Origin of the sequence: Streptomyces sp. ERV7, assembly GCF_001653515.1 — a bacterium.
GTDB lineage: Bacteria > Actinomycetota > Actinomycetes > Streptomycetales > Streptomycetaceae > Streptomyces.
The window spans coordinates 459,435-485,655 of record NZ_LYOY01000051.1; the positions used below are offsets into that span (position 1 = coordinate 459,435).

Consider the following 26,221-nt stretch of genomic DNA (forward strand, 5'->3'; position numbering starts at 1 on the left):
CTACACTCGTGCCACGACGACGACAGGACGGAGCCGGATGTCCGCGCCCACCGAGCCGAGCCGCACCTCCGACGCGCCGGGCCGCGGGCCCGATCCGCGCGCCGAACGCAGCCGTGCCGCCGCCCTGGCCGCCGCCCGCGATCTGCTCATCGAGCAGGGCTGGTCGGCCGTGACCCATGTCGCCGTCGCCGCCCGCAGCGGAGTCGGCCGTACCACCCTCTACCGGCACTGGCCCGATGCCTCGGGCCTGGTCCGCGACGTCATCGCCGAGCGGATCTCCACCGCGCACACCCCGCCGACGGGTGTTCTGCGCGAGGACCTGGTCCGTGAACTCGACGGGCTGCGGCGCCTGCTGCACGACCCGGTGAGCGACCGCGGGCTGCGCGCGGTCATCGAGCGCGCCGGGGTCGACCCGGTCTTCGCCCAGCTCAAGGAGGCGCTCTACCGCGAGGGCTCGCGCGTCTTCCGCGCCGTGCTCGACGCGGCGAAGGCCCGCGGCGAGCTGGCGGCGGACCTCGACGCGGACCTGGCCGTCGACCAGCTGGCGGGCCCGCTGATGTACCGCCGTCTGCTCGCCGGGCGCGCGGTCACCGCCGAGTACGTCGAGCGCGTGGTCGACGACTTCCTCGCGGCGCACGCCCCTGTCTGACCACCTGCCCGCCCCGGCACGCGCTCGTACCGGGGCGGGCGCGGAGAGCCCCGGAGCGGGTCAGCTCACGCCCTGTCCGGCCACCGCGTGGCCCCGCAGGGACTCGCTGACCCTGGACAGGCGCAGGGCGAGCTGGATCTCCAGGGCCGGGCCCGGCTGCTGCCACTCGGGACCCAGGAGCTGCGAGACGCGCTCCAGGCGCCGGGCCACCGTGTTGGTGTGCACCCGCAGTGCCTCGGCCGCGTACGTGGGACTGGCGCCCGCCGCGAAGTACGCCTCCAGGGTGGCCGCGAGATTGGTGGAGCGCCGCTCGTCGTAGGTGAGGATCGGGCCGAGCGTCTGCTCGATGAAGGCCCCGATGTCACGGCTGCCGCCCAGCAGCATGCCCACGAAGCCGAGTTCGTCGGCCATCGCCGGGGTGTCCGCGTCCTCCTTGCCGAGGATCGTCAGGACGTCCAGACAGGCGGCGGCCTCCTGGTACGCGGCGAGGAGCCCCTCCGGGCCGCCGCAGGCCGACGCCGCGCCCACCGCGACGGGCCGGCCCAGCGTCTTGGCGAGGCGCTGCTTCACGTCACGGGCGGCCTCGCGCGCGTCGGAGTGCGGCAGCAGGATCACGAGATGGCCGTTGTGGACCGTTCTGGCGCCCCCGCGGAGCCAGACGAAGGTCGACGTCCAGGTCGACAGGGCGTGCCCCTCGCCGACCGGGAGCCGGGTGACGATCACGGCGTGCCGACGGCTCAGATCGAGCCCGAGCCCCTTGAGGCGGCGCTGGCAGCGGCGGCTGAAGGGGACGCCGTCGAGCAGCCGGTCCAGCGCCTCGTCGCGGAACTTGCGGTCGGCGGACTCGGCGCCGCGGTTGAGCGTGACCAGGATCGCCGCCGCCTGCACCGCGTACCGGACCAGGTCCATGTCGGGCGTTCCCTCCGCCCGGCAGCGCAGGACCAAGGCGCCCCGGTCCTCCTCCCCGGTCCGCACGGGCGCGACCACCGTGCCCTCGTCGAGGTGGACGACGCGCTGCTCGGCGCGGGCGGTGAAGGTGGCGGCGGCCAGCTCCTGCTCGTCGTTCCAGTCGCCGCTGCCGCGGGCCATGGTGTCGTCGTTCTCGTCGCGCAGCCAGACCGCGCCGTCGAGCAGCCGGCCCGCGGTGACCGTGAACGCCTTCACGTCGACTCCGCCCAGGGCGAGTTCGACGAGGTGCCGGCCGCTCTCGGCGGTCTGCCGCTGCGTCTTCTCCCGGGCGCGCAGCCGGTCGACCTCGGCGGCGAGGTCGCCGGCCCGGCCCCGGGCGAGCTCCAGGGCCTGGACCGACTTCACGGCGGCGGTGGCGTAGGTGGCGACGGCCGACATCGTCGCCACCTCGTCCGCGGTGTAGGCGCGGGCGACCCGGTCGCCGCCGAAGAGCACCCCGACCACCTTGCCGTCGCTGCGCAGCGGTACCGCGAGCAGCGCCGTCAGCCCCTCTTCCAGGACGACGGCCTCGATGTGCTCGGAGCGCGGGACCGTGTCGTCCCGGTGGCAGTCGGCGGTCCACACGGGCGACTGCCCCACCGCGTTGATGGCGTTCAGCCCCTGCCAGACGGGGACGCGGGCGACTCCGCCGAGCACGGATATCGCCCCGTCGGCGGCCCGGACGCACGAGCCGTCCTCACCGTCCAGGAGCAGCACCCAGGCCATGTCCACGTGCAGCAGCAGGCGGGTGCGGCGTACGAGGGTCGTGAGCAGCGAGTCGAGGTCGTCCTGCTCGACCAGGGCACGGGTCGTGTCCATGAGCAGAGCGAGCTCGTTCTTGCGCCGCTCCAGGTCGGCCATCTGCTGCTCGACCCCGAGGGCCAGCTGCTCGGCCCGCTCCAGGTCCTCCACGACGTGCGGCGGAGCGCCTCCCCGCCGTGCCTGCAGGGCCGGTTGACTGAAGGCCCCGCGGGAGGCCCGCATCGCCAGGAGTTCCAGATAGGTGACGGCACCGCTCAGGGTGGCCGTGTCTTCGAACATCTCACTCCGTACTGTGCGCAGGGGGGACGCTCCGCCGACGGGTCGCGCCGACGCGACAGAGCGACTGGGGGTGATGGGGGTGTCTCGTCCGGACCGGTCCGTTTCGCGGCGGAAGGGGGTCCGCCGCCCGGAGACGGGTCCTGGCCGACGGATCGCCTGGCAGAGCGACCGCGGGACCGCTGACCTGCTCTTCAGTTCTCCGGCTTCCATCTTCGTCACCACAACAGGACCCCCCGCGGCCATTAGGACTTCATGACGAAGGCGCGATCAAGTAATTTCCCGTGTTTTGGCCAGAACTATGCGCGGCTGGGGGTAACGGTGCAGTTGGGGCTCGTCGGAGGCTCGCGAACTTGACATGCAAGTAAATGCTTGCATGATGGAGGGGTGAGCGATGAGATGGACAAGGTCTTCAAAGCCCTCGCCGACGCGACCCGCCGACGACTGCTGGACCGGCTGTTCGAGAACAACGGCCAGACCCTCGGGGAGCTGTGCGAAGGCCTGGCGATGTCCCGCCAGGCGGCCACCCAGCACCTGGGTCTGCTGGAGGCCGCGCATCTCGTCAGCACGGTCCGCAGGGGCCGGGAGAAGCTCCACTACCTCAACCCCGTGCCGCTCCACGAGATCCAGGAGCGGTGGATCCAGAAGTTCGAACGCCCGCGCCTGGAGGCGCTGAGCGCACTGAAGAGAAAGGCCGAGCACGCCATGTCCGCCAAGCCGGAATTCGTCTACACCACCTATATCGAGGCCACCCCGGAAAAGGTCTGGGAGGCACTGACCGACCCCGACATGACCGCCGCGTACTGGGGCCACAGCAATGTCTCCGACTGGCGGGCCGGCTCTCCCTGGGAGCACCGCCGCGTCGACGGCTCCGGCATCGCCGACGTCGTGGGCACCGTGGTCGAGGCCGACCCGCCCAGCCGTCTGGTGTTCACCTGGGCCGGGCCCGACGAGGAGCGCCCCGACGGCCCCGCCACCGTCACCTTCGCCCTCAAGCCGCTCGGCGGTACGGTCCAGCTCACCGTCACCCACGAGAACCTGCGCGACGACAAGGAGCGCCGCGAGGCCGCGGGAGGCTGGTCGGCGGTGCTGTCCAACCTCAAGACCTTCGTGGAGTCGGGCAAGCCGCTCTCCCTGCCGATGTGGACCCGCCCCGGCAGCGAGGACTGACGAGCCGCCAAACCGTTCGCGGCCCGGTCCGTACCCGCCATAGCCTGCGGACATGAAGATCCCGACCCGCGAACTGACCGCCGCCGACCATGAACTCGTCGACCTCGCCCGCGCCGTCGTCGACGCCAACACCGACGGGGAGGCCGGCGTCCACACCATGGGCGCCGCCGTCCGCGCGGCCGACGGCACGATGTACGGCGGCATCAACCTCTACCACTTCACCGGCGGCCCCTGCGCCGAACTCGTCGCCCTCGGCAACGCCCGCGCCTCCGGCGCCCGGGAGCTCACCACGATCGTCGCCGTCGGCAACATGGGCCGAGGCGTCGTCGGCCCGTGTGGCAGAGACCGGCAGGTGCTCTTCGACTACCACCCGGGCATCCGCGTGATCCTCCCCACGGCCCGCGGAGTCATCGCCGGCGTACGGATCGAGGACCTCATGCCCTTCGTCACGGCATGGAGCCCCGAGGAGGGCTCGAAGGCCTTCGAGGGCGAACAGCCGGGTACGCCGTAGGCGGGCGCCCCCGGCCTACGGCTCGCAGAGCGCCCCCGGAGGATGACGCGGCGGTCGTCGCTTCCGCTCGCCAGCATGTGGCCGTCCGGTGAGAACGCCAGCGTCGGGACGTGGAGGTGGTGGCCCTTCAACTCCACGGGTGGGGCCGTGTAGTCGGTGTTCGCCCTCCAGAGGAGGATGCGGGTTTCCGCCGCTTCGCCCACTCCTATCGCCAGCTCGCCGTGTGGGCCCAGCGCCACTGACCTCACCTGGTCCGGGTGGCCCGTCCGTAGGGGTGGGGCGTTCGCGCCGTCCGGTTTGAGGAGGAACACCGGACCGTTCCGCCAGGCCGCCACCGCCGTGCCGTCGGGCGCCGCCCGTACGTCCACCGCGCCCGGGTGGCGTACCAGGACGTGCTGCGTGCCCGTCCGGGGGTCGAGTGCGCGCAGCGCCCCGTCGTCGGTGAGTACCAGCAGCGTCGTGGGCGAGCGCCAGGCCGGGCCGGCCACCGCCGGGCCGCCGGTGCTCCAGGAGGCGGGGGAGGGGTGCCGAGCAGACGGATGCCGCCGTGGCCGGTTCCCACCGCGAGCGCGCCCTGCGGCCCGTACGCCGGCGCGGTGACTTCTCCGTCGACGGCCTCCACCGGCTGTGACGCGGGGGAGCGACGGCCCGTCACATCCCAGGAGACCAGGCGGTGTTCACGGTTGAGGGACACCAGCGTCCGGCCGTCCGTGGCCAGGTCCTGGACCGCCGAGGCGGGCGGCCCCGCACGAGTCGCGCCCTGCGGCACCGGGGAGCCGCGGAGCGCCCACCCGTGCACCCGGCCCACCTCGTCGCCGGTGTACACCACACCCGTGAGCGGATCGGCCACCACAGCCGTGGTGCCCGGCGCCGCGGCCGCGGCGGGCGAGGCCGCCAGAGCCCGTGTGCTCGCCCAGGCGCCGATCTGCGAGCCGTCTACGGCCAGGGGATGCCGGTCCGGGCCCAGCGCGAGCCGGATTCCGTACGGCGCCGAGTGGAGTTCCGTGTCCGCCGCTGTCGCCTCCTCGGCCGCCGACACCCGTACCGCCACCACATGGCCGCCCGCCGCCACCACGGCCAGGTGTGCCGCCTCGTCCACGACGAGCGCCGACACCGAGCCGTACATATTGATCAATGGCAGCGGCACGGGGGGCTTCCCCGGCGCCAACCGCCACCGGGCGAGCGTGCCGTCGTCCGTTCCGGCCAGCAGCACCCCGGCCGACTCGTCCACCGCCACCGCCCGGACCCGTACGCGTGACGGCAACCGCACGCGCACGGCCGCCCGTCCGTCCTCGACGTCCTGCACCACGACCGTTCCGGCCTCGTCGCCCGAGGACCGCGGTGACCGCGCCGACGGTTACGGGATCGGTCATGAGGTTTGTCCCCCCGGTCGTCCGTGGAGCCCGCCCGGGCGACCCGACTGTCCGGAAAGGCTCTGTGATGCACCAGGATTGTCGTCCCACCGCGTTGCGCGCGCAGGACCTGTGGCCATCTGTGGAGCCGGAATACGTCCACTGTCGTATCCGGGTGGAGGGCCTCTCGCGTAGCGCCTCTCCTTGACCTTGTCACTGGCGGCAGGGTTGAACGATGACCGGCATGAACACCACCACCTCCATGCCCACCGCATCGCGTGCCACCAGGACCGTCGTCGTCACCGGGGCCGGTACCGGCATCGGCCGGGCCACCGCCCGCGCCTTCGCCGACGAGGGCGCCCGGGTGCTGGCCGTCGGACGGCGGGCCGAACCGCTTCAGGAGACGGCCGCCGACCGGGAACTGATCACACCGCTGGTCGCCGACATCACCGCCGAGGGCGAGCCCGCACGGATCGTGGCGACCGCGCTCGAACGGCACGGGCGCCTCGACGTGCTGGTCAACAACGCGGGCATCGTACGCAGCGGTGCGCTCGGCACCCTCGCCCCGGAGTTGATCGCCCCGCAGATCGCCACCAACCTGATCGCCCCCACGCTGCTGTCCCAGGCAGCGCTGCCGTCCCTGGAGGCTTCCGGCGGGGTGATCGTCAACGTCAGCACCTCGGTCGGGCAGCGCGGCTGGCCCGGGAACTCGCTCTACGCGGCGACCAAGGCCGCGCTGGAGACGCTGACCCGCAGCTGGGCCGTCGAGTTGGCGCCCCGGGGCATCCGGGTGGTGGCCGTCGCCCCCGGAGCCATCGACACACCGATCGGCGAGCACCAGGGCCTGACACCGGAGCGGCTGGCCGCGCTGCGCGCGTGGCAGGTGGCGCACACCCCACTGGGCCGGATCGGGCGGCCGGAGGACGTCGCCCGGGCCATCACCCATCTCGCCGCCCCGGCCGCGTCGTTCGTCACCGGGGTGGTCCTCCCGGTGGACGGAGGGGCGGTGGTGGCGTGATAGGAGTGGTCCGGGAGGTGGTACGGGTGCGGATAGGCGAGCTGGCGAAGGCGACCGGGACGACGGCGCGTGCGCTGCGGCACTACGAGCAGGCCGGGTTGATCGCCTCGGAGCGAGCCGCCAACGGCTACCGCGTCTTCGGCGGTCACACGGTGGTACGCGTCCGCAACATCCGCCACCTGCTGGCCGCGGGGCTCACCCTGGACGACGTCCAGGTCTTCCTGCCCTGTCTGGACGGCGACGTGGCCGCGGCGCCCCCTTCGGACCGGGGGCTGCGGGTCGCCCTGGAACGCCTGGCGGTCCTCGAAGAACGCATCGCCGCCCAGACAGCGGCCCGCGACCGTCTCCGGGCCGCCCTCCGGGAGAGGACGGGCGGCCGGATCCGCCCGGTGGCCTGACGTTCACGCTCCCCTACGCGTGAACGGCACACCTCACACCGAGGAGTCGTCGAACGGAGCGCTCATCACCGACGAGGACTCGCAGGAGGCGATGACACCCGTGCTCACCTTGATCTTGCAGACCTCGATGTAGGCGTTGTTGATGTAGCCGCCCGGCGTGGCGTACGTCGTCCACGTCGCGGTGTCCTGGCCCGACGGGATGGTCCGCATCCGCCACACGATGTGGCCGTTGTCGCCGTTGGTGACCAGGCGGGCGCCGATGGCGTAGCCGTCGGTCGCGGTGTCCTGGATGCTGATCGTGACCGGGTCCAGGCTGTACGGCCGGATCCGCCATCCGATGCTCACGCTGCCGGCGTACGACCAGTCCGTCGCTCTCACGCTGGCATACGTGGTCGGCGGGGCCGCGGCGGCGGGCGAGGCGGCGGCCGGGACGAGCAGGGCGGCCAGAACCACGGTCGTGCAGGTGGCCAGGGCGTGCTTGAGACGCATGAATCCCCCAAGGAACGAGCTCAGTTGAACTGAGGTGCGAGGTGATCACTTTAACGCCAGTTGGCTTGATCTCATGCACGCCCAACTGGCGGTCGTCTCCGTCCCTTTCGTACGGGAATGCGGCAAGAGGTGAAGGGTGATCGGGGGGTGTTGGACAGGCGACAGTTTTACCTGTCCCTGATGGCATGCCCTGGTCAAATCTGCCAGGCTTTCCGGCAGCCGCCTGCCCGGACCGCCCCGGGGAGGCGCGAGAAGAAATCTCACCGCAGCGATCGCGTGAGCGATGCGCGCAGTCCGCGGCCGCTCTCCGGCGCACCCAAGCCGGCGGGCGGCCACCGAGCACGCCGGAATCCCGGCCGCGTCAAAGGAGTTACGTGTGAGACCCACCCCCCACCAGGCCCTCGCGGCGGGCGCACTCGCCGTCGCCGCGCTGGCCGGCCTCTCGCTGACGGGCACCGCGGCGACAGCCGCACCGCACACGGCGCCCCGGGCCGCCGCGTGCACCCCCGCCCAGGTGGTCGCCAACGGCGGCTTCGAGAGCGGGACTTCGCCCTGGAGCCAGTCGCAGACCAGTGTGATCACCAACCGCGCGGGCCAGAGTGCCCACGGCGGCGGCTACTTCGCCTGGCTGAACGGAGTGGGCCGCACCCACACCGACACCCTCTCCCAGAGCGTCACCGTCCCCTCCGGCTGCAGCACCGCCACACTCACCTTCTGGCTGCACATCGACACCGCCGAGACGACGTCGTCCACCCAGTACGACAAGCTGACGGCGAAGATCGGCAGCACGACCCTGGCGACGTACTCCAACCTCAACAAGAACACCGGGTACGTTCAGAAGTCGTTCGACGTGTCGGCCTTCGCGGGACAGACCGTGAACGTCGCCTTCACCGGCACCGAGGACTCCAGCCTCCAGACGAGCTTCGTCATCGACGACGTCGCCCTCAACACCTCCGGCGACACCACCCCGCCGGGCGACTCCACCCGTACGCCGGCCTCGCCCTCGTACACCGTCAACCTCAGCAGCGACACGAGCGGCGGTGTCTGGACCGGCCACGAGAGCACGACCTTCACCAACGCCTCGACCACCCCGCTCAGCGAGGTGTATCTGCGGCTGTGGGACAACTACCACGGCACCTGCTCGGCCATGCCGATCACCGTCACCAACGTCACCGGCGGCACGGCGGGCTCCCTGTCGGTCGGCTGCACCGCCCTGCAGATCGCCCTGCCGACACCGCTCGCGCAGGGCCAGAGCGCCACGATCGGCTTCGACCTGGGCATCACCGTGCCCAGCGGCGCCGACCGCTTCGGTCATGACGGGGCGTTCAACAACATCGGCAACGCCCTGCCCGTGCTCGCGGTCAAGGACGGCTCCGGCTGGCACCTCGACCCGTACACCAACAACGGTGAGTCCTTCTACTCCCTGGCCGCCGACTTCAAGGTGACCCTCGACCACCCGAACTCCCTGCTGGTGCCCGCCACCGGCACCTCGGCCGACACCCCCGGCTCCAGCGGCCGTACGGTCACCACCGCCACCGCCTCCAAGGTCCGTGACTTCGCCTGGGCGGCGGGCCCGTTCAGCAAGATCTCCGGCACCTCGGCCGCGGGCACCGCGATCAACATCTACTCCGTCTCGGGCATCAGCTCCTCCGACGCCCAGTCGATGCTGAGCACCGCCAAGAGCGCCGTGGATTCCCACGCGGCACGCTTCGGCGCCTATCCGTACGGCGAGCTGGACGCGGTGATCGACAACAACTACTGGTTCGGCGGCATGGAGTACCCCGGCTTCGTCCTCGACCTGGTCAGCACCACCGCGCTCACCCATGAGATCGGCCACCAGTGGTTCTACGGCATCGTCGGGGACGACGAGTACACCAGCCCCTGGCTGGACGAGTCGTTCACGGACTACGCCACCGACCTGGCGCTCGACAAGACGGGCAGCGGCTGCTGGAACAGCGTCTCCTGGGCGTCCTCGGCCGAGAAGATCACCAACTCGATGGCCTACTGGGACACCCACTCCTCGCGCTACTCCACCGTCGTCTACGGCTACGGCAAGTGCGCCCTGCACGACCTGCGGCGCGTCCTCGGTGACACCACCATGGCCAAGCTCCTGAAGGACTACGCCACTTCGCACTGGTACGGCGTCTCGACGACGGCCGAGTTCAAGGCCGCCGCCCAGGCCGCCACGACCACGGACCTGACGTCGTTCTGGACCCAGCACCGCATCGACGGCTGACACCGCCGTGTGCGTCCCCCTCGCCCGTCACGGCAGCGGCTGTGGCGGGCGAGGGCCCGTGTAGTGGGCGCTGGGGCGCATCCGCAGGGGGTGTTCCCCGTACTCCTCCAGGGCGTGCGCGATCCACCCCGCCGTACGGGCCACCGCGAACACCGCCTCGCCCGCCTCGGCCGGCATACCGCAGGCCACACTGAACACGGCGAGCGCGAGATCGACGTTGGCGTGCAGCTCGGTGTGCCGGGCCGTGGTGGCGACCACGTCGTGGGCCGCGGCGAGCGCCTCCTCGGCCTGCGGAAGCTCCGCGAGCAGGGCGAACAGGGCCTGGGCGCGCGGGTCCTCGCCCGGGTAGAGGCGGTGGCCGAGGCCGGGCACCCGCCGGCCCGAGCGCAGATGGGCGGCGACCACGGGGGCCGCGCCGCCGCGCTCCAGCACCTCGGTGAGCATCTGGTGCGCGAGCCCGCTGGCGGCTCCGTGCAGCGGTCCGTCCAGTGCGCCGAGCCCGGCCGAGACGACCGCGTACGGATGGGCGCGCGCCGAGGCCGCGACCCGGGCGGCGAGCGTGGAGGCGGCCAGATCGTGGTCGATCAACAGGGCCAGGGCCGTGTCCAGTACGTTGATCGACGCCTCGTCGGGGAGCCTGGGCGTGAGGCGGTGCCACAGCTGCCAGGCGAGCCGCTCGGCGCCCCGGTGCCGCTTGCCCGCCGTCGGCAGCGCCCCGACCAGCGTGGGGATCAGCATCCGGGCGCAGCCGAGCACCGCGGCCGGCTCCAGGTCGAAGCGGAGCGGATCGGCGGCGGAGACGGCGACCGCGGCGGCCCGCAGCCGGTCCATGGTGCCGCTGTGCGCGGGCAGCGCGCCGACCGCGAGCCGCGCCGCGTCCAGGAACTGCTGGGGCGCGGTGAACCGGGCGCCGCGCGGCAGCGTGCCGGTCCACACCCACTCGGCGACCTCCTCGAAGCCGTACGCCCCTGCGAGTGCGACCGCGTCGACCCCGCGGAAGTAGTAGCGGTCCTTGTCGATCAGCGTCAGTCCGGTACGGAAGTTCAGTTCGCCGCCGCGTACGGCGGGCTCGCGGCGGGCGCTGCGCCGGGCCAGTGCGTCGACCTCCTTGGCGTCGAAGGTCGAGCCCCGTCCGCCGGGTGCCCGTTCGCTGCTCAGCTGGCCGCGGCTGACATACGCGTACACCGTCTCCGGCTTCACGCCGAGCCGTTCGGCCGCTTCGCGGGTGGTGAGTCGCGACTGATCCGTCATGAGGTCACCGTATCCAAGATCGATCAATGTTGATTCAATCAATATTGACAGCTTTCTCGTCAATCATAGACAGTCGAATCAACATCGAGGGAGGAAGAGACATGTCGACCACCACCACGGCAGTACCCCGCGGGCTCGCGGGCGTCGTCGTCACGGACACCGCGCTCGGGGACGTCCGGGGCCGCGAGGGCTTCTACCACTACCGCCAGTACTCGGCCGTCGAACTCGCGCAGACCCGCGGCTTCGAGGACGTGTGGCACCTGATGTTCCACGGCGAACTGCCCGACGCCGCCGCCCGCGCGGACTTCACCGCCCGCACCGCGGCCCTGCGCCATCTGCCCCGCGAAGTGAGCGACGCGCTGCCCGGCGTCGCCGCGGCGGGCGCGGCCTCCGGACCGCTCGCCGGACTGCGCACCGCCCTCTCCCTGCTCGGCGCCGCCCAGGGGTTCCGGCCGGTCTACGACCTCGACGCCGACCGACGGCGCGAGGACGCGCTCGCGGCCTGCGCCGCCGTCCCCACCCTGCTGACCGCGCTGTACCGGCTCGGCCAGGGCCTCGACCCCGTCGAGCCGCGCGACGACCTCTCGTACGCCGCCAACTACCTGTACATGATGACGGGTTCGCTGCCCGAGCCCGACCGTGTCAGGGCGATCGAGCGGTACCTCATCTCCACCGTCGACCACGGCTTCAACGCCTCCACCTTCACCGCGCGCGTCGTCGCCTCCACCGGCGCCGACATGGCGGCGTCCCTGGTTGCGGCCGTCGGGGCGCTCTCCGGCCCGCTGCACGGCGGCGCCCCCAGCCGCGCCCTGGACACCCTCGACGCCATCGGCTCGCGGGACCGCATCGACGCATGGGTGCGCGAGCGCGTCCTCGCGGGCGACCGGATCATGGGCTTCGGCCACCCCGTCTACCGCACCGAGGATCCGCGCTCGCGGATGCTGCGCGGCATCGCCGAGGACATCGGCGGCCCGCTGGTCGCCTTCGCCGTCGAGGTGGAGCGGCAGGTCGAGGCGATCCTCGCCGAGCTGAAACCGGGCCGGGAGCTGCACACCAACGTGGAGTTCTACGCGGGTGTGGTCATGGAGCTGTGCGGAGTGCCGCGCGAGATGTTCACCCCGACGTTCTGTGCGGCCCGGGTGGTCGGCTGGAGCGCCAACATCCTGGAGCAGTCGGAGGACTCCAAGATCATCCGCCCGGCGGCCCGCTATGTGGGCCCGCCCCCGCCGCACCCCGTACCCGCGCCCTGAGCCGTCCGGGCGTGCGGAGCACGGTACTTGGCGCCGCCCGGCGCCGTCGGACAATGGATGTACCGCTCCCGCGCCGCGCCTCTACGCTCGGCGCGTGAACCCGGTCGTCCTCGCCTGCGTCGTCCTGCCCGTAACAGCTGTGCTGTACGGGTTGATCGGCCTGCGCCGCCGCACGGAGCACCGTTGGTACCGGGCGGCGGTCGCGCACTGCGCCGCGATCGAGCTCGACCCGTACCACGCCGTCGCCGACCGGTGGTGGCCCGAGGACGACACCCAGGCGGCGGCCGCCCAGCTGGTGCTCGACGGGCTGGTCACCGTCAACCGCCGCGGAAACCTGAGCCTCACCGCCGCCGGCGCCGACCCGGCACGCGATGCCGGGCACCCGCTTCCCCACGCCCTGCTCGCCGCGCTGCGGCGCCGCAGCGCGCCCGCGACCCTGGGCAACGTGCTGCTGCGCGACCCCCAGTTCCACACGGTCCGGACGGAGTTCCACGCCGACTGCGCCGCGCGGCTGCTGCCGCAGCGGCCGGCTCCCCCGAGTGACCTCGGGTGCCTCGGCTGCACCGGGGTGGCGCTGCTCCTGGGGCAGTTCGGGTTCGCCGCCACCGGGCTCTTCGACCGGATGCCGCACGGGACGGCGCAGTGGGCCGCGGCCGTCGCCACCGGTGCGGCGCTGTTGGCGCAGATCACCGGGCTCTGCGGTGTGCGGGTGCCGGACGAGCTGCCCGACCCCTTCGCCGAATGGCTGGCCCGGCCGGGGAGCCCGCACCCGGCGCTCGCCGAGCTGGCCGTACGGGACCCCGAAGCCGAGGCCTGGCTCCGGGCCGGCCGGTTCCGTACCCGCCGCGGCCGGAACCGGGGGCGGCCCCGGCGCCGCGGCGCTCCCGCCGAGGCCGGGGCCTGAGCGGGAGTGCCGTGTGACGCGGCGTCCGACCGGCCTCAGCGCCAGATCGTCTGGACCGAGTCGAACTGGACCCAGGTGATGGTGTTGCCCGAGTTGGCACCGAAGACGGTTACCGAACCGGCGGTGTTCACCTCGAAGCGGCAGGCGTTGATGCCCTGGCTGTTGTTGCGGGGCGCGGTGGCGCGGATGTACGAGGTCGGCCTGGCCATGGTGGCGGGCAGCGTGGCGACCTTGGTGTCGGCCGCGAAGCTGCCGGTGATGACGCCGCGGGCCTGGAGGAAGGTGGTGCCCGCGATGGTGACGAGGCGGACCTGCGGGGTCGCGCCGACCTGCGCGGTGACGCCGGGCTCCAGGACCAGGTCGGCCCAGTCGCCGGCCTCCACGCCACCGGCGGCGGCCGCGGGGGAGGCGGTGGCGATGTTGGCGACGGCGACGGCGGCGGGCACGGCGAAGGCGGCGCCGAGAATGCTGCGGCGGTTGAAGGACATGGTGGTTGGTCTCCTTGACGAGGCCGTGTGCGAAATGACGGAGAGTTCTGCGGGCGCGGTCAGCGCCAGACGGCGCTGAAGCTGTCGAGCTGGGCCCAGGTGATGGCGTTGGTGTCACGCCCGCCGAACAGCCGCAGCGCGCCGTCGGTGCCGGCCTCGGCCCGGGCGACGCAGTAGCCGCCGTTGTTGTTGCGCGGGACGTTGCAGCGGGCCGCCACGCTGGGGGTCAGCGCGTCGGGCAGGGTGCCGAGGACCGCGTCGCCGTCGAAGGTGCCCTTGACGCCGCCGCTGAGCTGCAGCGTCGTCGTGCCGGCGACACTGATGAGCCGGCCCTGGGGCGGGTTCAGGTCGGCGGTGACACCCGAGGCCAGGGTGATCGGCGTCCAGTCGGTGATCACCTTGACGCCGTCGACCTCGACGGTGTCGGGGATCGTCACGATGGTGCAGGTGCGCGGCCCGGGGTCCTCACAGGCGAAGCCGAAGTGGAGGTTGGTGACGCCGTTGCGGGTGTCGATGTGCATGCCCTCGGGCTCGCGCCACTCCAGGCCCGGCGCGGCGGTGATGAACTGCCGGGTCAGGACGTTGCCGGTGGCCCACTCCATGGCGGTGATGTAGGTGTTGCCCGGCGACGGGTTCCTGGTGGCGGTGCTGGACTCGCCGCTGAGCATGTACAGCACGCCCTTGTGGGACGTGTACCCCTGGAACACGCCCAGGTCCGTGGGCATCTCGATGCGCTGGAGCGCCTGGAAGTCGCCCACCGAGGCCTTGGCCAGGTCGTACCGCTCGAAGTGCGTCGCGCCGTCGGAGTAGAACCGCACCACGAGCTCGTTGGAGCTGCGGTCGATGGCGGGGGTGGCGAAGAGCGCGGTCGGCGTGGGGCGGTACGGCTTGGCGTGCAGCGAGGACCCGTAGTCGAGGACCGTCCCCGACCGGAAGTCGAAGTTGGTGATGGAGGTGCCGAAGCCCTCGTTCTTGGAGTTGGGCTGCGACGCCGTCTCGGTCCACAGGCGGATGGTGCCGCCGCGGTTCTCGACACCGAGGTTGACACCGTGGCCGAAGCCCCGCAGATACATGTATCCGGTGATCGCGCCCGACCGGTTGAGGCGGGTCACGCACATGTCGCCGTTGCCGTTGCGGGTGTCGTAGTCGACCGGCGCGGACTCCCCGCTGAGGGTCAGGCCGCCCTGCATCAGCTGGAGCACGAAGAGGTCGCCCGACACCGGGTCGGTGTTGAACGACTGCATCACGGTGCTGTTCTTGAGCGGGCGGCGGTGCAGCAGCTTGCCCACCGGTCCCGCGATGTCTATCTGTCCTTCAATGGTGACGCTCAACGACGCCGCTCCTTCATGCACGTTTCGGTGCTGCCGTGATCGGAACGGCGTCAGTGTCGCACGGGTGTTCCCGCGGCGGGAGTCCTGGTGCGCCGACGAGGAGCAGGGCCTCGCCGGGCGCACCAGCATGCCCGACATGTCACGAAAGGCCGCTTCCCATGGCTGATATCAGCCGGTCAGTGTGGCCTTGGAGCGCATGGCGAGGAAGTTCGTCCGGTAGGCGTCGTGGGTCGCGGCGCCCTCGACGCGCAGCAGCGCCTCGTCGTTCTCCCGGAGGGAGGAGACGTCGAGGTTGTGGGATCCGGTGAAGGTCCACTTGGTGTCCGGGTGCCCCGCGTAGTTGCCCTCGACCAGCAGGTACTTGGAGTGCACGAACAGGTCGTCCGCCTCGCTCGCGGGTGTGCCGTTGTCGAGGTGGAGCTTGTACGGCTTGATCCGGGCGTGGTTGCCGAGGGTCGCGAGCTGGCTCGTCTCGTTGTAGACGACCTCGATCCAGCAGTCCTGGTCGGCGAGCTGCCGCAGCTTGGCCGCCACCTCGGTGCGGGTGAAGGCATAGGCGGCGACGCGCACGACGGTCTTGTGGGAGGCGGAGCCGACCGTCGTGTTGCCCGTGCACGACACGTTGTTCAGTACGTCGACCATGAGGTCACCCGTCGACTGCGGGAAGAAGTAGTACTTCTCGCCCCCCGACGTCGTGCCCTGCCGGTAGTAGTCGGTGTTGCGGTTCTCGGCGGCGAGGTCGTTGAAGTACGCCGTGTACGCGGTGTAGAGGTCGGTGTTGCCCACCGAGGTGTACGCGTTGTTCCAGAACCGGTCGGTGTTCGCCGCGGTCTGGTTGGCGGACGTCTGGATCACCACGTCCTCGGCGACACCGGCGTCACCCACCCGGGAGAAGAGGAAGAACTTGTTGTGGTTGATGTGGTTCTTGGCCGGGTCGAGCGTGGTGTCCGCGATGCACGCCCGGTCCTTCGGGCACACGTGCAGCCAGGACGTCCTGGTCATGTCCTTGCCGAGGGCGGCGGCCAGTTGCGTGGCGGCCGTGGAGGTGGAGAACGTGTGGTCGAGGACGACCCGGACCTGCACGCCCCGGTCGTGGGCACGCACCAGCGCGTCGCTGTAGCCGGTGTCGGTCAGGGCGTACATGGCGGCGCGCAGCGTACGCCCGCTCTGGGTGTTGTCGATCGCCCCGACGATGTGGTCCTTGATCGCGTTCTGCTCGGCCACGGTGCCCTGCGGGTCGTTGAAGACGGCGCCCGTGGCGGGCATCGGCGCCGGGTCCGCCACGGCGGCCGGCGACGGGACGAGCAACGCGGCCAGGAGGGACCCGGCGAACAACGCCGCGGCACATATGCGTCTGATGTCTCTCACTCCTCGACAAAGATCGTTCCTGCTGTGAGCAGGTGCACGATAGCCCGCCGGGCCCGGCGCTCCGACGGCACCCGACGCAATCGGTTGCCTCGCATGCCATGTGTCTTGCGTCACATGGGTCACGGGTGTTGCGTTGCTTCTGGTTTGCGCAATCTTGCGCCCGCACGCCGCGATGATCGCCCGAACGCCAGGTCAGGGCCATGCTACCGAGGGTAACTGTCCCGTGTGGACAGGGCTGTTGAGGAGTGGGCGCAGTGCTGCAAACACATGTTCGCCATTGGAACGCAAGTGCCCGGTGATCTTTCACGGGTCCGCGGTTGCACATTCCGGCTCCGGCGGGCGTCATCTGTTCGAAGGCGCGCACCGGCGCCTTCCGAGGCCGTCGGGGGGCGGGACGGACGGGCCTCGAAGCGCACCAGAAAGGAGCCGGAAGTCTCGTGACGATCGATCGGATGGGCGATGTGGTCCTGGCAGTTCTCGCGATGCGGGTGTTCGGCCGCGACGCGGCCCTGCTACTGCGGCGGGCCGCGGCCGCGGGCGTGCGGACGGGTGTGAGCGAGTTGCTGCGTACGGACGGAGAGGGAGACCGGTGAGCCAGGACCTGCCGCACCGCACGCCGGGCAGACCCGCGATGACGAACCAGCAACTGCCGGTGGACTTCAGCGCGTTCCACCATATGCACCGGCCCGTCTATCTGCGCTGGGCGCAGACGGTCCTCAACCACCGGGCGGACGCCGAGGAAGCCGTCGACGCGGCTTTCGAACAGCTCCTGATGATCTGGACGGTCGTCCTCTCCAAGGAGAACCCCGCCGCGTACGCCTGGAGCGTGCTGCGCAGCCGCACCCTCGACCTGGCCCGCGCCCGCAGAAGGCGCCCGGCACTGCTGGAGGCGGCCGCCTTCGAGACGGTGGCCCTGGCCCGGGCCTGCGACCCCATAGGCCAGTTGGAGGAGAGCCTCGCCCTCTTCCACGCGGTACGCCAGCTCCCGCCGCGCCAGATGGACGTGATGCTGCTGCTCCACCTCCACGGCCTGACCCCCGCCCAGGTCGGCGACCACCTCGGCATCACCGCGGCCGCCGTCCGCTCCACCGCCCGCCACGCCAAGCGCCGACTGCGCCACACCCTCGGCCCGGCGGCCCAGCACACCGAGGAGGGACACGCCGATGACATCGCCCATTGACGAGGTGCTCGCCCGTGCCCGCCTGGCCCACCAGCCCTGCACCGCGGCCGACGTCGACGCCGCCGAGCAGCGCCTCGCCGCCCGGGTCACCGCGCCGCCGCACACCGCCGCGGCCCCGTCGGGCCGCCCCCGGCTCGCCGCCTGGCGGGCGCTCCTGGCCGAGCCGGGACCGCCGCTGGACGAGCTGAGCGCGGCCCAGGACCTCACCGTCGTCTGCGAGATGTTCGTCATCCACCCCGACGCGCTCGACGACCTCAAGCTCTTCTTCGCCCGCGCGCTGCCCGAGCCGGCCGGTGCCCGCATCCTGGGCTGCATGCTGCATCTGACCGGCCGCCCCGAATCCGCCCGGTTCTGGTGGCAGTACGCGGCAGGGGCGGGCGACGCGGCCGCCACCTTCTGCCTCGGCCTGCACCACCGCGCCCTGGGCGAACACCCCGAGGCCGACTGGTGGCACGTCCAGGGCCACACCCTCAGCGGCCACGGCGCGACCGTCGCGGACGTCGACCTGACCACGACACTGCGCATCCTGCGCGCCCTGCGCACCGGCCCCCTGCCGGTGCCCGACCTGGTCCACGCCGTGCTCGACTACATACCGGCCGCGCTCTCGTACGTCGACGACGACCTCGACCTGCCCCTGCCCGACCCGGACTTCACCGAGCACATCACCGCCCTGACCCCCTTCCCGGGGTGCGGCCCGCCGGTGTTTTCCGGTGTCCGTCCGCCCTGCGCATTGCCCAAAAGGGTGCCTGCTGCACATACTGGCGCGGCCGGGGAACAGACGTACGGGGGAGCGGACATGAGCGAGACCACCAGCGGGCGCGGCGCGGTCGTCACCGAGGATCCGGGCACCGGGCCGATGGTCGTCGTCGAGGACCTGCGCCGCTCGTACGGCGAGGGCGCCGCCGCCGTCCACGCGCTGCGCGGGGTGTCCTTCGAGGTGCCGCGCGGCGAGCTCGTCGCCCTCAAGGGGCGCTCCGGATCCGGCAAGACGACGCTGCTCAACCTGGTCGGCGGGCTCGACCGGCCCGACGGCGGCCGGATCACCGTCGACGCCACGGACCTGGCCGAGCTCGGCGAGGAGGGGCTGCTGGCGCTGCGCCGCGACCGGATCGGCTTCATCTTCCAGTCCTTCGGGCTGATCCCGATCCTGTCGGCCGCCGAGAACGTCGGCGTCCCGATGCGGCTGCGCAAGGCCGACCCGGCCGAGCGCGACGCGCGCGTGGAGCTGCTGCTCGCCCTGGTCGGGCTCGCCGACCACGCCCAGCAGCGCCCCGGCGAGCTCTCCGGCGGCCAGCAGCAGCGGGTCGCCATCGCCCGTGCGCTCGCCAACCGGCCCGCGCTCCTGATCGCCGACGAGCCCACCGGCCAGCTGGACGCCGAGACCGGGCTCGCCGTGATGGAGCTGCTGCGCGCGGTCGTCCGCAGCGAGGGCGTCACCGCCCTGGTCGCCACCCACGACGCCCAGCTGCTCGGGCTCGCGGACCGCGTCCTGGAGCTCAGCGACGGGCGCATCATCGACCACGGCTGACCGCCGCGGCTCCGCCTTCCCCCATCAGAATCGCGTCAATACGGCAGCTCAGCGGGACCCCCCGTCCGATTTGCCGGAATGGCTGGCCGTAAGGTCGGCAGCGCGTACGCAGCAGTTCTCTGAAAGACAATGGGGCCATGGCACGCGGCAAGCTACGGATATACCTCGGTTCGGCACCGGGCGTCGGCAAGACGTACGCGATGCTGTCCGAGGGCCACCGGCGCGTGGAACGCGGCACCGACTGCGTGGTCGCGTTCGTGGAGCACCACGGCCGCCCGCGCACCGAGGTGATGCTGCACGGACTGGAGCAGATCCGGCGCCGCGAGATCGAGTACCGCGGCTCGGCCTTCACCGAGATGGACGTCGACGCGGTCCTGGAGCGCGGACCCGCCGTCGCCCTGGTGGACGAGCTCGCCCACACCAATGTGCCCGGCTCGCGCAACACCAAGCGCTGGCAGGACGTCGAGGAGCTGCTCTCCGCCGGAATCGACGTGGTCTCCACCGTCAACATCCAGCACCTGGAGTCGCTGGGCGACGTCGTGGAGTCGATAACCGGCGTGCGCCAGCGCGAGACGGTGCCCGACGAGGTGGTGCGGCGGGCGAACCAGATCGAGCTCGTCGACATGTCGCCGCAGGCGCTGCGCCGCCGGATGGCGCACGGCAACATCTACAAGTCCGACAAGGTCGACGCGGCCCTGTCCAACTACTTCCGCCCCGGCAATCTGACCGCGCTGCGCGAGCTCGCGCTGCTGTGGGTCGCGGACCGGGTCGACGAGTACCTCCAGCAGTACCGGGGCGAGCACAACATCCGCTCCACCTGGCAGGCCCGCGAGCGGATCGTCGTCGGTCTGACCGGCGGGCCCGAGGGCCGCACCCTGATCCGGCGCGCGGCCCGGATGGCCGCCAAGGGCTCCGGCAGCGAGATCCTCGCGGTGTACGTGGCGCGCAGCGACGGGCTCACCTCCGCCTCGCCCAAGGAGCTGGCCGTCCAGCGGACGCTGGTCGAAGACCTCGGTGGATCGTTTCACCACGTCATAGGCGACAACGTCCCCGCCTCGCTCCTGGAATTCGCCCAGGGCGTCAACGCCACCCAGATCGTCCTCGGCTCCAGCCGCCGCAAGGCCTGGCAGTACGTCTTCGGGCCGGGCGTCGGCGCGACCGTGGCCCGCGAGTCCGGGCCCGACCTCGACGTCCACATCGTCACCCACGAGGAGGCCGCCAAGGGGCGCGGCCTTCCGGTGGCGCGCGGCGCCCGGCTGGGGCGGGTCCGGAGCATCTGGGGCTGGCTCTCGGGCGTCGCGGGACCGGCGCTGCTCACCCTGCTGCTGACCAATGTCGACGCGGACCTCGGGCTCGCCAACGACATGCTGCTCTTCCTGACGCTCACGGTCGCCGCGGCCCTGCTCGGCGGGCTGCTCCCGGCGCTCGCCTCGGCCGCGTTCGGCTCGTTCCTGCTGAACTACTACTTCACCCCGCCGGTCCACCAGATCACCATCGCGGACCCCAAGAACATCCTGGCCATCGCGATCTTCTTCCTGGTGGCGGTCTCGGTGGCCTCCGTCGTCGACCTCGCGGCCCGCCGCACCCACCAGGCGGCCCGGCTGCGCGCCGAGTCCGAGATCCTCTCGTTCCTCGCGGGCAGCGTGCTGCGCGGCGAGACCACGCTCGACGCGCTCCTGGAGCGGGTCCGCGAGACCTTCGCCATGGAGTCCGTTGCCCTGCTGGAGCGGGCCGGCGACGTCGAGCCGTGGACCTGCGCGGGCAGCGTCGGCCCGCACCCCGTGGCCCGCCCCGAGGACGCCGACGTCGACATGCCGGTCGGCGACCACATGGCGCTGGCCCTGAGCGGCCGTGTGCTGCCCGCCGAGGACCGCCGGGTGCTCGGCGCCTTCGCCGCCCAGGCCGCCGTCGTCCTCGACCGCCAGCGCCTGGTCGACAAGGCCGAGGAGTCCCGCAAGCTCGCCGAGGGCAACCGCATCCGCACCGCGCTGCTCGCCGCCGTCAGCCACGACCTGCGCACCCCGCTGGCCTCCATCAAGGCCGCCGTGACCTCGCTGCGCTCCGACGACGTCGACTGGTCCGAGGACGACGAGGCCGAGCTCCTGGAGGGCATCGAGGACGGCGCCGACCGGCTCGACCACCTCGTCGGCAACCTGCTCGACATGTCCCGCCTCAACACCGGCACCGTCACCCCGATCATCCGCGAGATCGACCTCGACGAGGTGGTCCCGATGGCGCTCGGCGGCGTACCGGAGGACAGCGTCGAGCTGGACATCCCGGAGAGCCTGCCGATGGTCGCCGTCGACTCCGGGCTGCTTGAGCGGGCCGTCGCCAACATCGTCGAGAACGCCGTCAAGTACAGCCCCGCGACCGAGCCCGTCCTGGTGGCCGCGAGCGCCCTCGGCGACCGCGTGGAGGTCCGGGTGGCCGACCGGGGCCCCGGCGTCCCCGACGAGAGCAAGGAACGGATCTTCGAGCCCTTCCAGCGGTACGGTGACGCTCCGCGCGGCGCCGGAGTGGGACTGGGGCTCGCGGTCGCCCGGGGATTCGTCGAGTCGATGGGCGGCACCCTCACCGCCGAGGACACCCCGGGCGGTGGCATGACCATGGTCCTCACCCTCAGGGCGGTGCCCGGCCCCGGCCCGGTCGTCGCCGACCTCTCCGCCCAGGTCACCTCGTGACCCACGGCCCCCGACAGAAAGCAGGACCCGCATGACCCGGGTGCTCGTGGTGGACGACGAGCCGCAGATCGTCCGCGCCCTCGTGATCAACCTCAAGGCGAGGAAGTACGAGGTGGACGCTGCCCCCGACGGGGCGACCGCGCTCCAGCTCGCGGCCGCCCGCCACCCCGACGTGGTCGTCCTGGACCTCGGCCTGCCCGACATGGACGGCGTCGAGGTGATCAAGGGGTTGCGCGGCTGGACCCGGGTGCCGATCCTGGTCCTGTCGGCCCGCCACACCTCCGACGAGAAGGTCGAGGCGCTGGACGCGGGCGCCGACGACTACGTCACCAAGCCGTTCGGCATGGACGAGCTGCTCGCCCGGCTGCGGGCGGCCGTGCGCCGCGCCGAGCCGCTCGGGGGCGAGGGCGCGGACGACGTGGTGACGGTGGAGACCGAGGGCTTCACGGTCGACCTGGCCGCCAAGAAGGTCAACCGGGAGGGCCGGGACGTACGCCTCACGCCCACCGAGTGGCACCTCCTGGAGGTGCTGGTGCGCAACACCGGCCGGCTGGTCAGCCAGAAGCAGCTCCTCCAGGAGGTCTGGGGTCCCTCCTACGGGACGGAGACGAACTACCTCCGCGTCTACATGGCCCAGCTGCGCCGCAAGCTGGAACTCGATCCCTCGCACCCGCGCCACTTCATCACGGAGCCGGGGATGGGCTACCGCTTCGAGCCGTGAGCGGGCGTGTCCACGCGGTGAGCGGGGCGTGGGCGGGCCTGTGGACGGGGGAGCGCGGACAGGTCCCGTGTCGGTGGAGGCCGGTACGCTTTCTGTATGAGTGCTGACCTTCGAACCGAGAAGCCCGCGGGGCGCTTCCGCCGGATGCTCGACCGGCTGTCCACCTCGCAGGAGGAGTTGCACTCCGCGGAACTGCAGGAGGACACGCAGGCCACGGGGTGCACCCGCATCTCCGACTGCGACGACCGCCAGATAGTCAAGGTGACTGGTACCTTGCGGACGGTCACCCTGCGCCCGAGGGCGGGCGTCCCGGCGCTGGAAGCCGAGCTCTTCGACGGGACCGCCCCGCTGGACGTGGTGTGGCTGGGACGGCGCTCGATCGTGGGCATAGAGCCGGGCCGCAAGCTGATCGCCTCGGGCCGGATCTCGATGAGCCACGGCCGGCGGGTGCTGTTCAACCCCAAATACGAACTCCGACCGCTCGGACAGGAGTAGCCGGTGACGTCAGTCGACAAGCCGACCACCACGACCGCCGCCAGACACGTGCGCACCGCACCGGACGCCGACGCCAAAGCCGTCACCGAGGCCGCGCTCTTCGAGGCCTTCGGCGGGATCCGGGGCATGGTGGAGACCTGCCTGCCCGGGCTCCTCTTCGTCACGATCTTCACGGTCAACAAGGACCTGCACAGCTCGGCGATCGCCGCCGTCGCGGTGTCCCTGCTGCTCGTCGTGGTCCGGCTGATCCGCAAGGACACCGTCAAGCACGCCTTCAGCGGCGTCTTCGGCGTGGCCTTCGGCGTGGTCTTCGCGATGATGACGGGCAACGCGAAGGACTTCTATCTGCCGGGCATGCTCTACACGCTGGGCCTGGCGCTCACGTACCTGGTGACGACGCTCTTCGGGGTCCCGCTGATCGGGCTGATGCTGGGCCCGGTCTTCAAGGAGAACCTGTCCTGGCGCACCAGGAACCCGGGCCGCAAGAAGGCGTACGCGAAGGCGAGTTGGGCCTGGGGTCTGATCCTGCTCGCCAAGTGCGCGATCCTCTTCCCGCTCTACTGGTGGGCCAACACCTCCCAGCTCGGCTGGGTGCTGATCGCCCTGAAGATCCCGCCGTTCCTGCTGGCGGTCTGGCTGACCTGGATCTTCCTGGCCAAGGCGCCGCCGCCCATCGACGTGTTCGCGGAGATGGAGGCCGAGGAGGAAGCGGCGAAGGCGGCGAAGGCGGCCGAGGCCGCCGGGAGCTGACGGCATAAAGGGGGGCCGGGGTGCGATACGCACCCCGGCCCCCCCTTTTTTGTGCCAAGGGGCGCGGGGAACTGCGCGACCAGCCGCAGCCGGCCCGCAGTCACACCACGCCCCTCATGTCCGTGAGGGAGCGTCAGCTCGCGGAGCCTTCCCGCCGCACCGACAGCAGGTCCTCCAGCTGCTCCTCGCGGGCCTGCGCGGCCACGAACAGCAGCTCGTCGCCCGCCTCCAGGGTCTCCTCCGGCTGCGGAGTGAGCACCCGGGTGCCCCGGATGATCGTGACCAGCGAGGTGTCCTCGGGCCAGGCCACCTCCCCGACCTGCGTGCCCGCCAGCGCCGACTCCGGCGGCAGCGTCAGCTCGACCAGGTTGGCGTCGCCGTGGCTGAAGCGCAGCAGCCGTACCAGGTCGCCGACGCTCACCGCCTCCTCGACGAGCGCCGACATCAGACGCGGGGTCGAGACGGCGACGTCCACGCCCCACGACTCGTTGAACAGCCACTCGTTCTTCGGGTTGTTGACCCGGGCGACCACACGCGGCACGCCGTACTCGGTCTTCGCGAGCAGCGAGACGACCAGGTTCACCTTGTCGTCGCCGGTGGCCGCGATGACCACGTTGCAGCGCTGGAGCGCCGCCTCGTCCAGCGAGGTGATCTCGCAGGCGTCGGCCAGCAGCCACTCCGCCTGCGGCACCCGCTCCACCGAGATGGCGGTGGGTGCCTTGTCGACGAGGAGCACCTCGTGACCGTTCTCCAGAAGCTCGCCCGCGATGGAACGACCCACCGCGCCGGCCCCGGCAATCGCGACGCGCATCAGTGATCGCCCTCCTCGGGACCCTGGGCGAAGGCCGCCTCCACCTTCTCGACCTCGTCCGTACGCATCATCACGTGGACCAGGTCGCCTTCCTGCAGGACCGTCTGGGAGCTCGGCAGCACCGCTTCGCCCAGCCGGGTGAGGAAGGCGACGCGCACGCCGGTCTCCTCCTGCAGCTTGCTGATCTTGTGGCCGATCCAGGCCGTGGAGGTGTGGACCTCCGCCAGCTGGAGCGCACCGCTCGGGTCGCTCCACAGCGGCTCCGCGCCGGACGGCAGCAGCCGCCGCAGCATCTGGTCGGCGGTCCAGCGGACCGTGGCGACCGTCGGGATGCCGAGCCGCTGGTACACCTCGGCGCGGCGCGGGTCGTAGATGCGGGCCGCGACGTTCTCGGTCCCGAACATCTCGCGGGCCACCCGGGCCGCGATGATGTTGGAGTTGTCGCCGCTGGAGACCGCCGCGAACGCGCCGGCCTCCTCGATCCCCGCTTCACGCAGGGTGTCCTGGTCGAAGCCGACGCCGGTGACCCGGCGGCCGCTGAACCCGGAACCGAGCCTGCGGAAGGCCGTGGGGTCCTGGTCGACGACGGCCACGGTGTGGCCCCGCTGCTCCAAGGTCTGCGCGAGAGCGGCTCCCACTCGCCCGCAGCCCATGATGACGATGTGCACGTCCCCTCACATACTTCCTTGTCGGCGTTGCCCGGTGACGAGCTTATGCGGCTCGCGGCGGGATGCACTCACCAGCGTCGGTACTTCGGCGGGCGCAGTCGGTGAGCCTCCCACCGGACGACGCCCCGCCGCACATCCGTCGCGCAGGCTGAGACGCATGGAAACGACACGGCGTTCACTCCCGCCGCGGACGGAACGTCCTTGGGCCGCGCCCGGCCCGCGCGCCGGCACCGCCGAGCGGCTCGCCCTGGCCACCGCGGCGGCCCTGTTCGCCTCCGGTCTGTTCCATCTGGGCGTGTTCGCGGTGGCGGGCGGCCCCTGGAACGGGCCGGTGTCCTGGCGCAAGCCCGCCACCTTCGGCCTGTCCTTCGGCCTCACCCTGGCCGCGCTCACCTGGGTGACCTCGTACGTACAAACCGGCCCCCGCGTCCGGGCGGCGCTGCTGGCTCTGCTGGCCGCCGACAGTGTGCTGGAAGTGGCCGGTATCACCCTTCAGGCCTGGCGGAAGGTGCCCTCGCACCTCGACATGGAGACGCCGTTCGACTCGGCCGTCTCGATGGCGCTGGCCGTCGGCGGGGGCCTGCTCGTGGTGATCCTCACGTGGTTCGCCCTCGCCGCGTTCCGCCGCCCGCCCTCGGGACCGGCCGGGATGGCGCTCGCCGTCCGGGCCGGCTTCGCGATCCTGCTGGTCGCGCTCGCCTCCGGCGCGGCGATGATCGCCCGGGGCGTGGTGCTCACCCGCACCGGCCACCAGCTCGCCGCCTACGACTCGACCGCGCCGCTCAAGCCGCTGCACGGCGTGAGCCTGCACGCGGTCCTGGTCCTGCCCGCCCTCGCCCGGCTGCTCTCCCGTACGCGACTGAGCGCGGCGCGCCGTGAGCGGACGGTGGCGGCGGCGACCGGCTGCTATCTGCTGGCGGTCGTGGCCACGGCCGTGTGGGCGGCTCTCTCGTACTGATGGGGGGTGGCGGGTGGGCCGCGTCAAT

Annotated in this window: 25 protein-coding genes and 1 pseudogene; 16 read left to right on the forward strand and 10 right to left on the reverse strand. The window is 71.8% G+C overall.

Annotated elements, in window-relative coordinates:
* The first annotated feature begins 37 nt into the window (after nucleotides 1-37).
* A complete protein-coding gene (locus tag A8W25_RS24965) occupies nucleotides 38-649 on the forward strand; it encodes a TetR/AcrR family transcriptional regulator (RefSeq protein WP_067165206.1) in 612 nt (203 codons plus the stop codon).
* 60 nt (nucleotides 650-709) lie between these two features.
* On the opposite strand, the gene A8W25_RS24970 is transcribed toward A8W25_RS24965, so the two are convergent.
* Nucleotides 710-2,638 (reverse strand): helix-turn-helix domain-containing protein, encoded by a 1,929-nt coding sequence (locus A8W25_RS24970; RefSeq protein WP_067165207.1) that lies wholly within the window; start codon nucleotides 2,636-2,638, stop codon nucleotides 710-712.
* Nucleotides 2,639-3,034: 396 nt separating this feature from the next.
* Here A8W25_RS24970 and A8W25_RS24975 point away from each other — a divergent pair, with 396 nt between their 5' ends.
* Nucleotides 3,035-3,805, forward strand: coding sequence for an ArsR/SmtB family transcription factor (locus A8W25_RS24975; protein ID WP_067165210.1), 771 nt, complete (start codon nucleotides 3,035-3,037; stop codon nucleotides 3,803-3,805).
* A gap of 52 nt (nucleotides 3,806-3,857) precedes the next feature.
* A complete protein-coding gene (locus tag A8W25_RS24980) occupies nucleotides 3,858-4,316 on the forward strand; it encodes a cytidine deaminase family protein (RefSeq protein ID WP_067165212.1) in 459 nt (152 codons plus the stop codon).
* Between the two features lie 53 nt (nucleotides 4,317-4,369).
* On the opposite strand, the pseudogene A8W25_RS35800 reads toward A8W25_RS24980, so the two are convergent.
* Both A8W25_RS35800 and A8W25_RS34110 read right to left on the reverse strand, forming a co-directional pair.
* Nucleotides 4,370-4,651, reverse strand: a pseudogene (locus A8W25_RS35800) (WD40 repeat domain-containing protein); the annotation flags it as partial.
* A complete protein-coding gene (locus A8W25_RS34110; protein ID WP_067165215.1) occupies nucleotides 4,561-5,625 on the reverse strand; it encodes a hypothetical protein in 1,065 nt (354 codons plus the stop codon). The gene A8W25_RS34110 and the pseudogene A8W25_RS35800, both read right to left, overlap by 91 nt.
* A gap of 278 nt (nucleotides 5,626-5,903) precedes the next feature.
* Between A8W25_RS34110 and A8W25_RS24990 the strand changes: the two genes are divergently transcribed.
* Together A8W25_RS24990 and A8W25_RS24995 are read left to right on the forward strand one after the other, a co-directional pair.
* Entirely contained in the window at nucleotides 5,904-6,686 is a 783-nt protein-coding gene (locus tag A8W25_RS24990; RefSeq protein ID WP_067165217.1) for an SDR family NAD(P)-dependent oxidoreductase, read from the forward strand.
* Nucleotides 6,687-6,712: 26 nt separating this feature from the next.
* The gene (locus A8W25_RS24995) at nucleotides 6,713-7,084 is read left to right on the forward strand and encodes a MerR family transcriptional regulator (protein WP_067167166.1); all 372 of its coding nucleotides are present in this window, start codon (nucleotides 6,713-6,715) and stop codon (nucleotides 7,082-7,084) included.
* Between the two features lie 33 nt (nucleotides 7,085-7,117).
* Here A8W25_RS24995 and A8W25_RS25000 read toward each other — a convergent pair whose 3' ends face one another.
* On the reverse strand, nucleotides 7,118-7,573 hold the full coding sequence (locus A8W25_RS25000; protein ID WP_067165219.1) for a hypothetical protein: 456 nt from the start codon (nucleotides 7,571-7,573) through the stop codon (nucleotides 7,118-7,120).
* Nucleotides 7,574-7,949: 376 nt separating this feature from the next.
* On the opposite strand from A8W25_RS25000, the gene A8W25_RS25005 reads away from it, so the two are divergent.
* Nucleotides 7,950-9,809, forward strand: a complete 1,860-nt coding sequence (locus A8W25_RS25005; protein ID WP_067165222.1) for a M1 family aminopeptidase — start codon at nucleotides 7,950-7,952, stop codon at nucleotides 9,807-9,809.
* Nucleotides 9,810-9,836: 27 nt separating this feature from the next.
* Here the strand turns inward: A8W25_RS25005 and A8W25_RS25010 are convergent, their stop codons facing one another.
* Entirely contained in the window at nucleotides 9,837-11,060 is a 1,224-nt protein-coding gene (locus tag A8W25_RS25010; RefSeq protein WP_067165225.1) for a citrate synthase, read from the reverse strand.
* A 101-nt stretch (nucleotides 11,061-11,161) separates the two neighbouring features.
* Here A8W25_RS25010 and A8W25_RS25015 point away from each other — a divergent pair, with 101 nt between their 5' ends.
* Nucleotides 11,162-12,310: a citrate synthase gene (locus tag A8W25_RS25015; protein ID WP_067165227.1), complete on the forward strand. Its 1,149-nt coding sequence runs from the start codon at nucleotides 11,162-11,164 to the stop codon at nucleotides 12,308-12,310.
* A 94-nt stretch (nucleotides 12,311-12,404) separates the two neighbouring features.
* On the forward strand, nucleotides 12,405-13,214 hold the full coding sequence (locus A8W25_RS25020) for a hypothetical protein (RefSeq protein ID WP_067165230.1): 810 nt from the start codon (nucleotides 12,405-12,407) through the stop codon (nucleotides 13,212-13,214).
* Nucleotides 13,215-13,249: 35 nt separating this feature from the next.
* Here the strand turns inward: A8W25_RS25020 and A8W25_RS25025 are convergent, their stop codons facing one another.
* The 3 genes from A8W25_RS25025 to A8W25_RS25035 all read right to left on the reverse strand — a co-directional run bounded on the left by A8W25_RS25025 (nucleotide 13,250) and on the right by A8W25_RS25035 (nucleotide 16,299).
* The gene (locus tag A8W25_RS25025) at nucleotides 13,250-13,702 is read right to left on the reverse strand and encodes a hypothetical protein (protein WP_067165235.1); all 453 of its coding nucleotides are present in this window, start codon (nucleotides 13,700-13,702) and stop codon (nucleotides 13,250-13,252) included.
* A gap of 59 nt (nucleotides 13,703-13,761) precedes the next feature.
* A complete protein-coding gene (locus A8W25_RS25030; RefSeq protein WP_158942695.1) occupies nucleotides 13,762-15,033 on the reverse strand; it encodes a hypothetical protein in 1,272 nt (423 codons plus the stop codon).
* A gap of 168 nt (nucleotides 15,034-15,201) precedes the next feature.
* Nucleotides 15,202-16,299, reverse strand: coding sequence for a phospholipase D-like domain-containing protein (locus tag A8W25_RS25035; protein WP_234386567.1), 1,098 nt, complete (start codon nucleotides 16,297-16,299; stop codon nucleotides 15,202-15,204).
* A gap of 539 nt (nucleotides 16,300-16,838) precedes the next feature.
* On the opposite strand from A8W25_RS25035, the gene A8W25_RS34115 reads away from it, so the two are divergent.
* From A8W25_RS34115 to A8W25_RS25065, 7 genes are all read left to right on the forward strand, one after another.
* Nucleotides 16,839-16,994 (forward strand): hypothetical protein, encoded by a 156-nt coding sequence (locus A8W25_RS34115; RefSeq protein WP_158942697.1) that lies wholly within the window; start codon nucleotides 16,839-16,841, stop codon nucleotides 16,992-16,994.
* On the forward strand, nucleotides 16,991-17,581 hold the full coding sequence (locus tag A8W25_RS25040; protein ID WP_324616308.1) for a sigma-70 family RNA polymerase sigma factor: 591 nt from the start codon (nucleotides 16,991-16,993) through the stop codon (nucleotides 17,579-17,581). Before A8W25_RS34115 ends, A8W25_RS25040 begins: the two co-directional genes overlap by 4 nt.
* A gap of 796 nt (nucleotides 17,582-18,377) precedes the next feature.
* Nucleotides 18,378-19,109, forward strand: coding sequence for an ABC transporter ATP-binding protein (locus tag A8W25_RS25045; RefSeq protein ID WP_067167172.1), 732 nt, complete (start codon nucleotides 18,378-18,380; stop codon nucleotides 19,107-19,109).
* A 137-nt stretch (nucleotides 19,110-19,246) separates the two neighbouring features.
* Nucleotides 19,247-21,790: a sensor histidine kinase gene (locus A8W25_RS25050; RefSeq protein WP_067165242.1), complete on the forward strand. Its 2,544-nt coding sequence runs from the start codon at nucleotides 19,247-19,249 to the stop codon at nucleotides 21,788-21,790.
* Nucleotides 21,791-21,821: 31 nt separating this feature from the next.
* Nucleotides 21,822-22,511 (forward strand): response regulator, encoded by a 690-nt coding sequence (locus A8W25_RS25055; protein WP_067165244.1) that lies wholly within the window; start codon nucleotides 21,822-21,824, stop codon nucleotides 22,509-22,511.
* A 96-nt stretch (nucleotides 22,512-22,607) separates the two neighbouring features.
* The gene (locus A8W25_RS25060; RefSeq protein WP_079126363.1) at nucleotides 22,608-23,006 is read left to right on the forward strand and encodes an OB-fold nucleic acid binding domain-containing protein; all 399 of its coding nucleotides are present in this window, start codon (nucleotides 22,608-22,610) and stop codon (nucleotides 23,004-23,006) included.
* 3 nt (nucleotides 23,007-23,009) lie between these two features.
* Nucleotides 23,010-23,756, forward strand: coding sequence for a DUF3159 domain-containing protein (locus A8W25_RS25065; RefSeq protein ID WP_067165249.1), 747 nt, complete (start codon nucleotides 23,010-23,012; stop codon nucleotides 23,754-23,756).
* A gap of 133 nt (nucleotides 23,757-23,889) precedes the next feature.
* Here A8W25_RS25065 and A8W25_RS25070 read toward each other — a convergent pair whose 3' ends face one another.
* Nucleotides 23,890-24,567 carry a potassium channel family protein gene (locus A8W25_RS25070; protein WP_067165252.1) on the reverse strand — a complete coding sequence of 226 codons (678 nt, stop codon included), beginning with the start codon at nucleotides 24,565-24,567 and terminating at the stop codon, nucleotides 23,890-23,892.
* Nucleotides 24,567-25,235 (reverse strand): potassium channel family protein, encoded by a 669-nt coding sequence (locus A8W25_RS25075; RefSeq protein ID WP_067165254.1) that lies wholly within the window; start codon nucleotides 25,233-25,235, stop codon nucleotides 24,567-24,569. Before A8W25_RS25075 ends, A8W25_RS25070 begins: the two co-directional genes overlap by 1 nt.
* A gap of 157 nt (nucleotides 25,236-25,392) precedes the next feature.
* On the opposite strand from A8W25_RS25075, the gene A8W25_RS25080 reads away from it, so the two are divergent.
* Nucleotides 25,393-26,193, forward strand: coding sequence for a hypothetical protein (locus A8W25_RS25080; protein ID WP_067165256.1), 801 nt, complete (start codon nucleotides 25,393-25,395; stop codon nucleotides 26,191-26,193).
* The last annotated feature ends 28 nt before the right edge of the window (nucleotides 26,194-26,221 follow it).